Origin of the sequence: Streptomyces sp. NPDC059740 (assembly GCF_042733155.1) — a bacterium.
GTDB lineage: Bacteria > Actinomycetota > Actinomycetes > Streptomycetales > Streptomycetaceae > Streptomyces.
Genome location: NZ_JBHWGP010000049.1, coordinates 20,808 through 34,391, shown reverse-complemented (window position 1 = coordinate 34,391; position 13,584 = coordinate 20,808). Strand labels below are relative to the sequence as shown.

Annotated in this window: 11 protein-coding genes; 4 read left to right on the top strand and 7 right to left on the bottom strand. The window is 72.0% G+C overall.

The genetic code is table 11. From position 1 onward, the window contains the following. Window positions 1-293: 293 nt before the first annotated feature. On the bottom strand, window positions 294-944 hold the full coding sequence (locus ACFV3R_RS31575; protein ID WP_385590294.1) for an N-acetylmuramoyl-L-alanine amidase: 651 nt from the start codon (window positions 942-944) through the stop codon (window positions 294-296). Between the two features lie 346 nt (window positions 945-1,290). Here ACFV3R_RS31575 and ACFV3R_RS31570 point away from each other — a divergent pair, with 346 nt between their 5' ends. Next, the gene (locus ACFV3R_RS31570; RefSeq protein WP_385590292.1) at window positions 1,291-1,794 is read left to right on the top strand and encodes a DinB family protein; all 504 of its coding nucleotides are present in this window, start codon (window positions 1,291-1,293) and stop codon (window positions 1,792-1,794) included. A gap of 407 nt (window positions 1,795-2,201) precedes the next feature. On the opposite strand, the gene ACFV3R_RS31565 is transcribed toward ACFV3R_RS31570, so the two are convergent. Then, window positions 2,202-3,218, bottom strand: a complete 1,017-nt coding sequence (locus tag ACFV3R_RS31565; protein ID WP_385590290.1) for a LysR family transcriptional regulator — start codon at window positions 3,216-3,218, stop codon at window positions 2,202-2,204. A gap of 94 nt (window positions 3,219-3,312) precedes the next feature. Here ACFV3R_RS31565 and ACFV3R_RS31560 point away from each other — a divergent pair, with 94 nt between their 5' ends. The 3 genes from ACFV3R_RS31560 to ACFV3R_RS31550 all read left to right on the top strand — a co-directional run bounded on the left by ACFV3R_RS31560 (window position 3,313) and on the right by ACFV3R_RS31550 (window position 7,414). Further along, window positions 3,313-4,470 carry a nuclear transport factor 2 family protein gene (locus ACFV3R_RS31560; protein WP_385590288.1) on the top strand — a complete coding sequence of 386 codons (1,158 nt, stop codon included), beginning with the start codon at window positions 3,313-3,315 and terminating at the stop codon, window positions 4,468-4,470. Between the two features lie 756 nt (window positions 4,471-5,226). Beyond that, window positions 5,227-7,092, top strand: coding sequence for an ABC transporter ATP-binding protein (locus ACFV3R_RS31555; RefSeq protein WP_385590286.1), 1,866 nt, complete (start codon window positions 5,227-5,229; stop codon window positions 7,090-7,092). A gap of 61 nt (window positions 7,093-7,153) precedes the next feature. Further along, complete coding sequence (locus ACFV3R_RS31550) at window positions 7,154-7,414, top strand: hypothetical protein (RefSeq protein WP_385590284.1); 261 nt, start codon at window positions 7,154-7,156, stop codon at window positions 7,412-7,414. A 236-nt stretch (window positions 7,415-7,650) separates the two neighbouring features. On the opposite strand, the gene ACFV3R_RS31545 is transcribed toward ACFV3R_RS31550, so the two are convergent. The 5 genes from ACFV3R_RS31545 to kdpF form a co-directional block, all read right to left on the bottom strand. Beyond that, window positions 7,651-8,514, bottom strand: coding sequence for a family 16 glycosylhydrolase (locus ACFV3R_RS31545; RefSeq protein WP_385590282.1), 864 nt, complete (start codon window positions 8,512-8,514; stop codon window positions 7,651-7,653). 468 nt (window positions 8,515-8,982) lie between these two features. Next, on the bottom strand, window positions 8,983-9,651 hold the full coding sequence (locus ACFV3R_RS31540) for a potassium-transporting ATPase subunit C (RefSeq protein ID WP_385590280.1): 669 nt from the start codon (window positions 9,649-9,651) through the stop codon (window positions 8,983-8,985). Window positions 9,652-9,657: 6 nt separating this feature from the next. Next, window positions 9,658-11,784, bottom strand: a complete 2,127-nt coding sequence (gene kdpB, locus ACFV3R_RS31535; RefSeq protein WP_385590277.1) for a potassium-transporting ATPase subunit KdpB — start codon at window positions 11,782-11,784, stop codon at window positions 9,658-9,660. After that, window positions 11,781-13,445 (bottom strand): potassium-transporting ATPase subunit KdpA, encoded by a 1,665-nt coding sequence (kdpA, locus tag ACFV3R_RS31530; protein WP_385590275.1) that lies wholly within the window; start codon window positions 13,443-13,445, stop codon window positions 11,781-11,783. The genes kdpB and kdpA overlap by 4 nt, the downstream gene beginning before the upstream one ends. Window positions 13,446-13,453: 8 nt before the next feature. Beyond that, entirely contained in the window at window positions 13,454-13,543 is a 90-nt protein-coding gene (kdpF, locus tag ACFV3R_RS31525) for a K(+)-transporting ATPase subunit F (protein ID WP_385590273.1), read from the bottom strand. Window positions 13,544-13,584: the final 41 nt, after the last annotated feature.

The following is a 13,584-nucleotide window of genomic DNA, read 5'->3' as shown; positions in this document are numbered from 1 at the left end:
CACATCACTCTCGCGATGGCTGCCCACGCCTACCTCACCGTCGTGCGGGCCCAGCAGCTTCAAAAGGGGCCGGACTTGCTCGAACACCAGACCTGGTAGCCCTCACCCTCCCCGAGATCCGCCGACTGATGACGCGTCTCACCCGACCAGTCCGCCGCAGCGTTGACCACGTCCTGCACTGGTCCCGATGGCGCCGCCGACGCCAACAACAGGCTCGGACCAGCCACTACAAGAGACGAGGCCACCGCCCAAGAGCTGAGGCCTCGTCACGGTAAGCACCGTTGCAGTATTAGTCAGTCGCCACCGCCACCCTCGCCGCCGAGGGTGGCCTTGACGTCCGCCCGGACCGCGACCATGTCCATGACCTTGTTGGGGGCCCGTCCCGGGTCCCACTTGTCGCTCGACCACTCCGCGTGGGCGATGACCGACTTCTCCGTCCACCCGTGGTGGTCGAGAACGGCCGCCGAGAGGCGCAGCGCCGAGGCGTACTGGGCGTCGGCCATCGCGTGGCTGCCGGAGTACTGGATCTCCACTCCGTAGAAGTGGGCGTTGCCGTCGATGCCGTCGGCGTTGCCCTTGGTGGGGTGGAGCTGCCCGGTGTAGTCCTCGTTGACGACGTGCTGGAGTACCTTCGGGTCGCCGCCGCCGGCGTGGTTGGCGCGGCCCCAACCGACGAGGTAGAGGGTGCCGTCGATGCCGATGGAGGCGTGGCACAGCGGCCCGGGGAGGTCGGAGCGGCCGTGGAAGAGGGTGCCGGCGGCGTAGGTCCTGGCGTCGTCGGCCTCGATGGTGACGCCGGTGTGGTGCCAGATGAAGCCGTTCACACCGCCCCAAGCGCCGTGCCCTTCACGGTTGTTGGTCTTCCAGCCGGGGATCTCGACGTAGCGCAGGTCCCATTTGTCGAGTTGGGCGAGGAACTGGGCGGCAGTCATCGGTGTGGCCATGAGGTCTCCTGGGCTGCGGGGCGAGGACTGGTGCAGGGGCGCGGAGTGCACGTCGGGCGACCTCGTCGAGGTTCCGGACACGGCGCCATCTCTGTCACACAGTTGTCTCATAGGTATAACGCACGAAGGCCCGGAAGGCGGCCGACGGCGCGCCGAGGGGGCGGGGGATGTCGTCGCGAGCCGCGCGGTCCGCACCGGAACAGGGGCGGCGGTGATGTGCGTGCACGCGGTGTCGCTGCCGTGGAGCCGGGGGCGTCGGTGCGGCTCGGGATCGTCGCCTCGTCGGCCGGAGGGGCGGCACGGAGCCGGTCTCCCCGGTGGTGGTGCGCATGGGACCATTCGCCGCATGCCACGTAGCGATATGCCACCCGCCTGGGACGAACGCACCATGTTGACGACCTTCCTCGACTACGCTCGGGCCACTGCGATCGCCAAGTGCACTGAGCTGTCCGCGGCGGGTGCCGCCGCGGCGCCGCTGCCGAAGTCGCCGCTGATGACCTTGGGCGGCCTGATCAGCCACCTGCGGTGGGTCGAGTACTGGTGGTTCCAAGTGGTCTTCCTCGGGGAGGAGGACCAGGGACCGTGGACGGACGAAGACCCCGACCGGGAGATGCGTCTGGGGGCGGAACTCCCCCTCCGGGAACTCCTGGCCGCCTACCAGGAGCAGAGCGCCCGCTACCGTGGGCTGGTCGCCGCCACGGACCTGGCGGCCACGGCGAAGCGGCCTGTGAGGGACGGCGTACACGTCACGCTCGGCTGGGTGCTGATGCACCTGATCGAGGAGACCTCCCGGCACAACGGGCACATCGACATCCTGCGGGAAATGGCCGACGGCACCACCGGCGACTGAGCCCTGCGCCCCCGTCTCCGCCCACGCTTCGGGTCGCGTGCGCACCCGTGGAGCGGTGGTCGCTTCCGGCCCGGCCCCGGGCGGCGTCTTCGAAGTGGCGTCGTTCGCCCCAAGGGCGGGTCCGGCGGTGTCTGGTGCCCCTGCGATCGCAAGGCGGAGGGGGAGAACTCCGGTTTCCCACCGGACGAATTCCGGGGAGCGCGTGCCAGGCTCCGCCGGACAGGCGGGACTTTGACAGACGCTGCCTGGCGCACCGCCGCGGGAACAGCCAAGGGCGGGCGGGCGGTGGCACTGCCCCGCTGCCACATCGTGCCCAGCGGCCGGGTCCTGTCCAGCGTCTGGGTATGGGCCCGCCAAGTCCCCCCACAGCAGCGGGGGTTGTTCGAGTCTGCTTCGCGGGCTGTTCCTCACACAGCGCGCTGACGGGGTGTGCGGTGCCCGGGCACCTCCGGGGGCGTGGGCGTGCGGCCCTCCTGAGGTGTCGTCGCGGCTGCCTCGGCGTGCGTCCCGGGCTTCCGGTGAGCGGCTCGGCCGGGAGAGGCCGGGGCGAAGGCGGTGGCCAGCTGGTCGAGCAGGGGTGCTGCGCAAGGGTGGGGTGCCCGGCGTGCGGTGATCGTGTAGATGCCGCGGGTCGGCGGGTCCACCAGGTCGACGGTGGTGACGTCGGCCCGCAGCGCGCACCTGAGCACGCCGGGGATGAGTGCGACGGCGTGGCCGGTGGCGACCAGGGCGAGCTTGCCGAGCAGGTCGGCCGCGGTGAGGTCGATGCGGGCGCTGACCCCGGCGCGGGCGGCGTGCTGGCGCAGGAGTGCCGCCGAGCCGTCGTTGTCCTCGACCCAGCTCTGGTCGGCCAGCGTCCGCATGTGCACCGGCTCGCCTCCGGCCTGCGGGTGGCCGAGAGGCAGTGCGACGACCATGGCGTCCAGCCCGAGGAACCGTCGTTCGACCCGTGGGTCCTGGGGTAGCCCAGGTGGCGCGTCGGTGATGACGGCGACGTCGAGGTCTCCCATGACGACGCGGTGGTGCAGTGGTGAGCTGAGGTCGGGGAGCAGGCTCCACCGGAGGTTCTCGGTCCGCTCCAGCAGGGCCCGGATGGCCGTCGGCACGATCCCCGCGGCGAGCGAGGGTGTCGCACCGACCGCGAGCGGCCGGTCGGACCGCCCGTCCCGCACCTCGCGTGCGGCGTGCACGGCGCGGTCGGCCTCGTGGAGCGTTGCCAGGGCGTGGTGCCGGAACACCTCGCCGGCAGGGGTCGGACGCACGCCCCGCGCATGCCGCTCGACCAGGGGCACGCCGAGGTCTCGCTCCAGTCCGGCGATCTGCCGGGAGACGGCCGACTGCGTGTGATGGAGTTCGGTGGCCGCCGCCGACAGCGACCCCAGACGGCACACGGTCACGAAGGTCTGCCACACGGTCAGTTCCACCGCCGCAGTATGGCCCATCGCCATGCGTGCCGCGCAGGGCTGCCCTGCGAAGCCTGCGCTTGTCGCAGCTCGGGTGGTGTCACAGGCTGACGCCATGACCACACCACACACCATCGCCGTCCTCGGCCTGGGGCGCATGGGCCAGGCGTTCGCTGAGCGGCTCCACGGTCACGACTGGGACGTCGTCGGCTGGACACGCTCCGGGCGCGCACCGGCCACCGTAAGGACGGCTGCTTCTCCGCACGAGGCAGTGGCGAAGGCCGACCTCGTGCTGCTGGCGCTGTTCGACGGCCCTGCCTGCGCCCAGGTGCTCGACGGCGTCCGTGGCGCCCTGCGCGCGGACGCGATCGTGCTGAACACCAGCACCGTCGCGCCTGCCGAGGCCTCGGGCCTGGCCCGGCGGCTCGGCCCGGCCTACGTCCACGCCCCGGTGCTCGGCTCCGTGCCGGCGGTCACCGCCGGAACCCTGCAGATCCTCGCCGCCGCCGAGCAGGCAGCACTCGGCCGGGTCCGGCCGGTGCTGGAGACGCTCGGCACGGTGCGGCGCGTCGAGGACGCCGCCACGGCGGCCGCGCTGAAACTGATCGCCAACAACAGTCTCGCCGGCACCGTCCTCGCGCTGCGCGATGCCCTGCGGCAGGGTGACGCCCTCGGCCTGTCCCGCTCGCAGGTGCTGGACGTCCTCGAACTCGGGCAGTCGGGCGCGTTCGTGACCCGCAAGCGTGCCTTCCTCGACGGCCGGGAGGGCGGCGGGGCGGCCGAGTTCACCGTCAGCGCGCTCGTGAAGGACATGGCGCTGCTGGCCACCGCCTCGCAGACCCCGGTGCGCAACGCAGCCGGTCTGGCCGACCCTCCTGCCGCCCCGGGTGCGGACATAGCCGTCGCCGCCACGGCGCCGGCCGTGGCGGACGCCGTGCTGGAGCCCCTGCGCGCCTACGTCCGCGGGCACGCCACCGGCGACGCGGCCCACTTCCGCGCGGCGTTCCTGCCCTCCGCCCGTGTGGAGGGGCTCCGGGAGGGCGCGTTCGTCTCCTGGTCCCTGGACGAGTACTGCGCGCTCTTCCCCGGGCGGCCGGCCCCGGACGAGGCCACCCGTTCCCGCCGCATCGACGCCGTCGACGTCCACGGCACCGTCGCGACCGCCACCATGACGCTCTCGCACGGCGCGGACACGTTCACCGACGTCTTCCTGCTGGTCCGTGCCGGCGGCGGCTGGCGCATCGCCAACAAGGTCTACCACCGGCAGTCCTGAGTCGCAGCGGTGCCGACTCCGCGGCGTGCCCGGGGCGCCACTGCACCCCTCCGCGGCGACGCGGGCGGCTCCCCTGGGCCTCGACCGGGTCGGTCCTGGCGCGGTCTGCGCGGATCAGCCCCGCAATCCCCCGCCCGGGGGACATCACCCCGTTCGAATGACGCCCCGGCCCCGCAAGCCCGGCACCGCAGGCGAACCCCCCGCCTCTGGAACATGCGTTCACCGCATACCCGTTACAAGGCCCTCCCCGGTCGCGTTCCTGGAGCACCAGTACCCCTCACGCGTCCGTACGGAGGACCCCATGACTCCCGTCCCCTCTCCCGCGCCCACGCTCACAAGAATCGAACATGCCCTTCCGGCGGCGAGGACCACCACGGCGGCGCGGCGTGGTGTTGACGCCCTGAGGCACTGTGCCGCACGCCTGGGTACGGGGTGGCCGGCATGAGCGAGCAGCCCTCTCAGCCCCCCGAGCCGCCCCACCACCCCGGCTCGGGAAAGAAACCCGGGGAGCGAGCGGACACCTCGTCACCGCGCACCGCGCCCGTCACCCCCCGGGAGGGCGGCACGGCCGCGGCACCCGCGCACGGCACGCGCCCCGGCACCCCGGGGGCGCGCCCTCCGCGCACAGTGCGCGGGACGGACCCCTGCGGCCGGCCACCGGAGCACGGGCCCACCCTTCCGCGGCAGGCCGGTCGTGGTCCCGCCGAGCCGGGCGAGGCTTCTGCCGCGGAGGCGGGTGAGGCTTCGGTGGCGGAGATGCGCTACGTGGACCTGACCGGGAGCCGGGAGGCGGCCGGCCGGTCGATCCGGCTGATCGACATGGCCAGGCGGCTGCCGCGGCTGGTACGCCGGTCGTTGGGGCTGGCCTGGCAGGTGGACCGGGCCGCGGCGGTGGGCCTGCTGGTGTGCCAGGCGACCGCAGGCGTGATGCAGGCGATGGGGTTGGTCGCGGTCAGCGGCACCCTGACCGCGCTGCTGTCCGGCGGCGACGTCTACCACCGGCTGGTGCAGGCATGGCCGTCGGTGGCGCTGCTGGCGGGGGCGGCGGCGGTCCGGGCGCTGCTGGGAATCACCGTCGCCTGGCTCTCCTCCCGGCTGGGACCGCTGATGTCGCGGGAGGCGGAGCAGATGCTGCTCACGGCCTGCGCCGAGGTGGAGCTCTGCGCCTACGACGAGCCGGAGTTCAACCGGGAGCGGGAGGCCGCCGACCGGGGTGCACAGGTCACCGGTGACCTGATCAACGAGGGCCAGGACCTGATCGCCTCGACCGCCTCGTTCCTGGCCGGCGCGGTCGTGCTGACGGGTGTGCACCCGGTGCTGCTGCCGCTGCTGGTGCTGGCCGGCCTGCCGCAGGCCCTGGCCCAGGTAAGTGCTGCGCGGGTCCGCTACCTCGCGAACCTGCGCAGCAACGGGGACTACCGGATGCTGTCGGTGCTGCGGTGGCACATCTACAACAAGGACGCCGCCGACCAGATCCGCGCCGGGACCATGGCCGGCTTCCTGACCGGCCGGTACCGGCAGACCGTCACCCGGATCAACCGTGAGGACAGGAGCGCCGCCGACCAGGGGGCGCGGATGTCCCTGGTGGGCGCGGTCTGCGGCGGCGCGGGCTCGGCCGTGGTGTGGGCTGCGGTGGTGTGGCTGCTGGCGACCGGCCGCATCAGCGTCGGCCACGCCGGGATGGCGGTCTTCGCCCTGCAGACCGTGGGGCAGTCGGTGCGGGCACTGGTCGGAGTCGGCGCCCGGGCGGTGCGCACCGGGTTGTACATGGACGACTGGACCGGCTTCCTGGACCGGGCGGGCGGCTTCTGCATGCGGCGCGGTGCCCACCGGCCCGGGCGCCCCCGGGTGATCGAGGTCGAGGGCGTCTCCCACCGCTACGCAGGGAAGGGCGGCGACGCGCTGCACGACGTCTCCCTCACGCTGCGCCGCGGGGAGGTCGTCGCCCTGGTCGGTTTCAACGGCTCCGGTAAGACGACCCTGTCCAAGCTGGTCAGCGGCCTGTGCCTGCCCACCGCGGGCCACGTCCGGTGGGACGGGGTCGCCACCGGTGACGCCGATCCGCAGGCCCTGTGGCGGCAGGTGGCGCTGGTGCCGCAGGACTACGCCCACTGGCCGCTGACGGTGCGGGAGAACATCACTCTCGGGCAGCCCGTGCCGGGCGGCGACGCGGCGGTGCGGGAGGCGTGCGAGGCCGCCGGGGCCGACGAGGTCGTCGACCGGCTCGGCGCCGGGTTGGACACCCTCCTGGCCCGTGAGTGGCTGGGCGGCGAGGAACTGAGCGGCGGTCAGTGGCAGCGCATCGCACTGGGGCGGGCCTTCTTCCGCGACGCTGGCCTGCTGGTCCTGGACGAGCCGACAGCCAACCTCGATCCCCGCGCGGAGTACCGCATCTTCCGGCGTCTGCGCTCCCTGGCGCGGGACCGGATGGTGCTCCTGGTGACCCACCGCATCACCAACGTGGCCGTCGCCGACCGCATCGTGGTCCTCGACGAGGGGCGGGTCGTCCAGGAGGGCACCTACGCACAGCTCGCCCGGGAGCCCGGCCTCTTCCAGCAGTTGCTCTCCTACCAGGTCGCCGTGGAGGCCGAGCAGGCCGGCAGCGGTCAGCCTGCGGTGTAGGCGCTGCCTGCTCAGCCAGGCCGCCGGCCGCCCGGAGCAGGCCCTCCGGGCGGCCGGCGGCATGCAGCGGCTGGACGGCTGGGCAGCACGCCACGACGGCCACGAACTGAGCGACCTCTCCCCCGGCAGCCCCCACTGGTACACCGGCGGGGTGAACTGGGCGGGCGCGGTGGCCCTGGTCGCCGCCACCGCGGTGTCCGCCTGCTGTCTCGCCACCGGGTTCTGGACGGGCCCCTGGCCCGCGCGGCCGGCGGCACGGACCTCTCCCTGCCGGTGGGCCTCGTCCTCGCACCCGCGCTGTACCTGTTGCTGGGGCGCGTGAACAGGTCCGCAGAATCACGCACTTGAGGGCCGGAGCGTCCCGGCAAGCGGAAGGCGGCGCCCCCTCACACCGAGGCAGGCGGCCGACGCGCCTCTGCCGAAAGTGGCCCACGCGCCCGCCGGGGCCTCCCGACACCGGGAGAGGGAGGCCCCGGGGACCCCGGCCGGTCGTCCGCCGCCAGGACCGGCCTCCACCCGCCGCACTTCGGTGCGGTGGGCCGCCGGGGGCGTCGCCCGTCAGTCGCTGGTGGTGACCCGTACGTAGTCCACGGTCATCTGCTGCGGGAAGGACGTGGAACCGTCCGGGTCGCCGGGCCAGTAGCCACCGACGGCGAGGTTGAGGATCAGGAAGAACGGCTTGTTGAAGGCCCACTGGTTGCCGCCCACGTCAGCGGGCGTGCGCGTCTGGTAGACGTTCCCGTCCACCGACCACTTGATGGAGTCGGGCGCCCAGTCGACGGCGAAGGTGTGGAAGTCGTCGGCGAAGGCGGCGCCGCCGGGCAGGGAGTAGGGGGCGCCGATGCCCGCCGAGCCGGAGTAGCCGGGGCCGTGGATGGTGCCGTGCACCGTGCCCGGCTCGAAGCCGACGTTCTCCATCACGTCGATCTCGCCGCAGGCCGGCCAGCCGGCGCTCCCGATGTCGTCACCGAGCATCCAGAAGGCCGGCCACATGCCCTGACCCCGGGGCACCTTGATGCGCGCCTCGACGTGGCCGTAGGTCTGGGTGAACTTGCCCGAGGTGTTCAGCCGTGCCGAGGTGTACTCGCACGAGCCGTACCAGCACTGGTAGTTGCCGGGGTTCTCCTTGCGGGCGGTGATGACGAGGTTGCCGTTGCCGTCCAGCGCCGCGTTGTTGGTGCCGGAGGTGTAGTACTCCCGCTCGTGGTTGTCGACGTTGTCGCCGGTCTCCTGCTGCCACTTGGAGCCGTCGACCGCAGAGCCGGCCGCACCGTTGAAGTCGTCGGAGAAGACGACCGCCTGGGCGCCGTCGGCACCCTTGAGGGCCTGCGCCGAGGCCGTGGCGGGCAGCAGTGCGGTGGCGGCACAGCACAGCAGGGAGGCACCGCACATCGCAGTGCGGCTTCGCAAGGAGAGTCCCATGTCAGACCGTCCGTCCGTGTGGGGGGGTGGGGGTGGGGGTGGGGGTGGGGGGATGCTTGAGCACTGTCGCGCGCATGACAATGAACTGTCCGGAGAGTGGACGCGCCGAACTCCGCACGCTCCGGGCCGTGTTCATGTCTTGTTCTAAACGGACCACATGAAGCCGTCAAGACTTTGGTCCAGACCGGGCAGCGTTCAAGAAGAAACAACACACTCCCTTCGCGCCTCACCCACCCCTTCGGGTACCGCTCCTGCTCGATGTCGCCCAGGGACTCGCGCTGGACACGGGCACGACCGTCGGCCACGGCGACCACCGGTGGGCGACCGGCCAGCTGGTAGCCGGAGGCCGTGGACGGCTGGTGGGTGCCGGCGGCGGCGTGCCACCGGGCGGTGGCCGCGCGCGGGAGCCGATGGGCCCCAGGACACTCCCTGGGCCCACCGGCTCCCGCGCGCGCCGCGTGAGGGCGGTCAGTCTCCGGCCACCAGAGCCCGGAGCGCGGTGTTGAGGGCGAGGACGTTCACGCGGGGCTCACCCATGAACCCCAGGGTCCGGCCCTCGGTGTGGCTCTCCACGAGTTCCTGCACCCGGGCGAGCGGGAGCCCGTTCCGTCGGGCGACCCGGTGGACCTGGAGGTCCGCGTAGGCCGGCGAGATGTCGGGGTCCAGTCCGGAGCCGGAGGAGGTGACCGCGTCGGCCGGCACGTCCGAGGGCCTGACCGCGTAGCCGGCCACCGAGTTGTCCTCGACGACGGCCTTCCTGGCAGCCCTCACCCAGTCGACCAGCTCCTTGCTGTCAGCGGAGCGGTTGGTGGCCCCGGAGAGGAGCAACTTGTACCGGGTGTTGACGCTGTTGGTGCCGAGCCCGTTGTGCGGGCGGCCCTGGAACCATCTGAGGTCGGGCTCCGGGGTCTTCTGGCCCTTCTTCAGCGGCAGGTCGTAGGACTGGCCGATGAGGGCGGAACCGACGACCCTGCCGTCCGCCCTGACCTCCGAGCCGTCGGCCTTGTCGCGGAACAGGGCCTGGGCGACGCCGGTGACCGCGAGCGGGTAGAGGACGCCCGTCACGAGGGTGAGGACGAGCAGGGCGCGCAGGCCCGCGCCCAGCAGCCGCGCGGTGTTGGTAACCGAGTTGTTCACAGCCGATCAACCGATTCCGGGGAGGAGGGAGAGGAGCAGGTCGATGATCTTGATGCCGACGAACGGTGCGACCAGTCCGCCCAGTCCGTAGACGGCGAGGTTGCGCCGCAGCAGCCGGTCCGCACTCACCGGCCGGTACTGCACGCCCCGCAGGGAGAGCGGCACCAGCGCGACGATGACCAGTGCGTTGAAGATGACGGCGGACAGGATCGCGGAGTGTGGCGAGGACAGGTGCATGATGTTGAGCTTGTCCAGGCCGGGGTAGACGGCCGCGAACAGCGCCGGGATGATCGCGAAGTACTTCGCCACGTCGTTGGCGATGGAGAAGGTCGTGAGTGCGCCCCGGGTGATGAGGAGCTGCTTGCCGATCGCCACGATCTCGATGAGCTTGGTCGGGTCGGAGTCGAGGTCGACCATGTTCCCGGCCTCCTTGGCGGCCGAGGTGCCGGTGTTCATCGCCACGCCGACGTCCGCCTGGGCGAGGGCCGGGGCGTCGTTGGTGCCGTCGCCCGTCATCGCGACCAGCTTGCCGCCCGACTGCTCCCGCCTGATCAGGCCCATCTTGTCCTCGGGGGTCGCCTCGGCCAGGAAGTCGTCGACGCCGGCCTCCTCGGCGATCGCCCTGGCCGTCAGCGGGTTGTCGCCCGTGATCATGACGGTCCTGATGCCCATGCGGCGCAGTTCGTCGAACCGTTCCCGCATCCCCTCCTTGACGACGTCCTTGAGGTGGATGACGCCCAGCACCCGTGCGCCCTCGGCGTCCTCGACCGCCACCAGCAGCGGCGTACCGCCCGCCTCGGAGATCTGCCCGGCCAGGGGGCCGGCGTCCGGGGCGACCGTGCCGCCGCGCTCGCGCACCCAGGCGAGCACCGAGCCGGCCGCGCCCTTGCGGACCCTCCGGCCGTCGACGTCCACCCCCGACATGCGGGTCTGGGCGGTGAAGGCCACCCACTGCGCGCCGGCCACCTCGCCCTGCCCGCGTGCCTCCAGCCCGTACCTCCTGACGGCCAGGTCGACGACGGAACGGCCCTCGGGTGTCTCGTCGGCCAGCGAGGAGAGGTGTGCGGCGGCGGCCAGCTCCGCCTCTCCCGTGCCGGAGACCGGCACGAACCGGGAGGCCCGGCGGTTGCCGTGCGTGATGGTGCCGGTCTTGTCGAGAAGGAGGGTGGAGACGTCGCCCGCCGCCTCCACGGCCCTGCCGGACATGGCCAGGACGTTGCGCTGCACCAGCCGGTCCATGCCCGCGATGCCGATGGCGGACAGCAGCGCGCCGATCGTGGTCGGGATGAGGCAGACCAGCAGGGCCACCAGCACGACCATCGTGAGGTGCGTGCCGGCGTAGTCGGCGAACGGCGGCAGGGTCGCACACGCGAGGAGGAAGACGATGGTGAGGGAGGCGAGGAGGATGTTGAGGGCGATCTCGTTCGGCGTCTTCTGCCGTGCCGCGCCCTCCACCAGAGCGATCATGCGGTCGATGAAGGTCTCGCCGGGCTTGGTGGTGATCCTGACGACGATGCGGTCGGAGAGCACCTTGGTCCCGCCGGTGACGGCACTCCGGTCGCCGCCGGACTCGCGGATGACCGGGGCCGACTCACCGGTGATCGCCGACTCGTCCACGGAGGCCACGCCGTCGACGACGTCCCCGTCGCCGGGGATGACGTCGCCCGCCTCGCAGACGACCAGGTCGCCGATACGCAGCTCGGTGCCCGGGACCTGCTCCTCGGCGTCCCCGTCCAGACGGCGGGCCACCGTGCCGGTCTTGGCCTGCCGCAGGGTGTCGGCCTGTGCCTTGCCGCGGCCCTCGGCCACCGCCTCGGCCAGGTTGGCGAAGACCACGGTCAGCCACAGCCAGGCGCTGATGGTCCAGCCGAACCAGTCGCCGGGGTCGGTGAGGGAGAAGACGGTGGTCAGCACCGAGCCGATCCACACGACGAACATCACCGGCGACTTGATCATGAGGCGCGGGTCGGTCTTGCGCAGGGCGTCCGGCAACGACTTGACCAGCTGCTTCGGGTCGAACAGTCCGGCGCCGACGCGCTCTTCGGCGGGTTCCGGCCGGGGCGGGGCGTCCGGCGGGGGCGCGGGGAGGGTGGTGGACATGGAGTCCTCTTGCTTCTCGGTGCGAGTGGTCATGACGCCAGCCCTTCGGCCAGTGGGCCCAGCGCCAGGGCCGGGAAGTAGGTCAGACCGGTGATGATCAGGATCGCGCCCACCAGCAACCCGGTGAACAGCGGCTTCTCGGTGCGCAGTGTGCCCGCGGTGGCGGGGACCGGCTGCTGCTCGGCGAGCGAGCCGGCCAGCGCCAGCACGAACACCATCGGCAGGAACCGGCCGAGCAGCATGGCCAGCCCGATCGTGGTGTTGAACCACTGCGTGTCGGCGTTCAGGCCGGCGAAGGCCGAGCCGTTGTTGTTGGCCCCCGAGGTGTAGGCGTAGAGGATCTCGGAGAACCCGTGGGCACCCGAGTTCGTCATCGAGTGGCCCGGGGTGGGCAGCGCCATCGCCGCGGCGGTGAAGACGAGCACCAGGGCGGGGGTGATGAGGATGTAGCAGGCCGCCAGCTTGATCTCGCGGGTGCCGATCTTCTTGCCCAGGTACTCGGGTGTGCGGCCGACCATCAGGCCGGCGATGAACACCGCGATGATCGCCATGATCAGCATGCCGTAGAGGCCGGAGCCGGTGCCGCCGGGGGCGATCTCGCCCAGTTGCATGCCCAGCATGGTGATGCCGCCGCCCAGGCCGGTGAACGAGGAGTGGAAGGAGTCCACCGCGCCCGTCGAGGTGAGGGTGGTCGTGACCGCGAAGATCGACGAACCGGCGATGCCGAAGCGGGTCTCCTTGCCCTCCGTCGCCCCACCGGCCAGCTCCAGCGCCGGACCGTGGTGGGCGAACTCGGTCCACATCATCAGGGCGACGAAACCGGCCCAGATGGCGGCCATCGTGGCCAGGAGCGCGTAGCCCTGCCGGAGACTGCCGACCATGCGGCCGAAGGTCCGCGTCAGCGCGACCGGGATGACCAGGATGAGGAAGGCCTCGAAGAGGTTGGTGAACGGCGTCGGGTTCTCGAAGGGGTGGGCGCTGTTGGCGTTGAAGTAGCCGCCGCCGTTGGTGCCCAGTTCCTTCACGGCCTCCTGCGAGGCGACCGCACCGCCGTTCCACTGCTGCGCCCCGCCCGTGAACTGGCCGACCTCGTGGATCCCGGCGAAGTTCTGGATCGCGCCGCAGGCCACCAGGACGACCGCGGCGACCACCGCGATCGGCAGCAGGATGCGGACGACGCCGCGCACCAGGTCGACCCAGAAGTTGCCCAGCTCACCGGTGCGCGAGCGGGCGAACCCCCGCACCAGCGCCACCGCCACCGCGATGCCGACGGCAGCGGAGACGAAGTTCTGCACGGCCAGGCCCGCCGTCTGCACGACGTGGCCCATGGCCTGTTCGCCGTAGTACGACTGCCAGTTGGTGTTGGCGACGAAGGACGCGGCGGTGTTGAAGGCCTGGTCCGGGTCGATCGCGGCGAAACCCAGCGAGCCGGGCAGTACGCCCTGGAGCCGTTGCAGCAGGTAGAGGAAGAGGACGCCGGCCGCGGAGAAGGCGAGGACACCCCGCAGGTAGGCGGGCCAGCGCATCTGGCGGTCCGGGTCGGCACCGATGCCCCGGTAGATCCACTTCTCGGCGCGCAGGTGGCGGCCGGTGGAGTAGACCCGGGCCATGTGGTCGCCGAGCGGACGGTAGACGAGCGCGAGCGCTGCGACCAGGGCGAGCACCTGGAGCACGCCCGCGAGAACGGGAGTCATGACGCTGCTCAGAACCTCTCCGGGAATATCAGGGCGAGGACGAGCAGGCCCAGCAGGGCGACGGCCACGACCAGGCCGACGACGTATTCGACGGTCACAGCTTCGCCACCCCCTTGGCGACGAGGGCCACCAGCGCGAA

Excerpts from the sequence above, each read along its gene's own strand:
- ACFV3R_RS31575 (WP_385590294.1), bottom strand. The coding sequence starts at position 944 with ATGGCCACACCGATGACTGCCGCCCAGTTCCTCGCCCAACTCGACAAA.
- ACFV3R_RS31570 (WP_385590292.1), top strand. The coding sequence starts at position 1,291 with ATGCCACGTAGCGATATGCCACCCGCCTGGGACGAACGCACCATGTTG.
- ACFV3R_RS31560 (WP_385590288.1), top strand. The coding sequence starts at position 3,313 with ATGACCACACCACACACCATCGCCGTCCTCGGCCTGGGGCGCATGGGC.
- ACFV3R_RS31555 (WP_385590286.1), top strand. The coding sequence starts at position 5,227 with ATGCGCTACGTGGACCTGACCGGGAGCCGGGAGGCGGCCGGCCGGTCG.
- ACFV3R_RS31550 (WP_385590284.1), top strand. The coding sequence starts at position 7,154 with ATGCAGCGGCTGGACGGCTGGGCAGCACGCCACGACGGCCACGAACTG.
- ACFV3R_RS31545 (WP_385590282.1), bottom strand. The coding sequence starts at position 8,514 with ATGGGACTCTCCTTGCGAAGCCGCACTGCGATGTGCGGTGCCTCCCTG.
- kdpB (WP_385590277.1), bottom strand. The coding sequence starts at position 11,784 with ATGACCACTCGCACCGAGAAGCAAGAGGACTCCATGTCCACCACCCTC.
- kdpA (WP_385590275.1), bottom strand. The coding sequence starts at position 13,445 with ATGACTCCCGTTCTCGCGGGCGTGCTCCAGGTGCTCGCCCTGGTCGCA.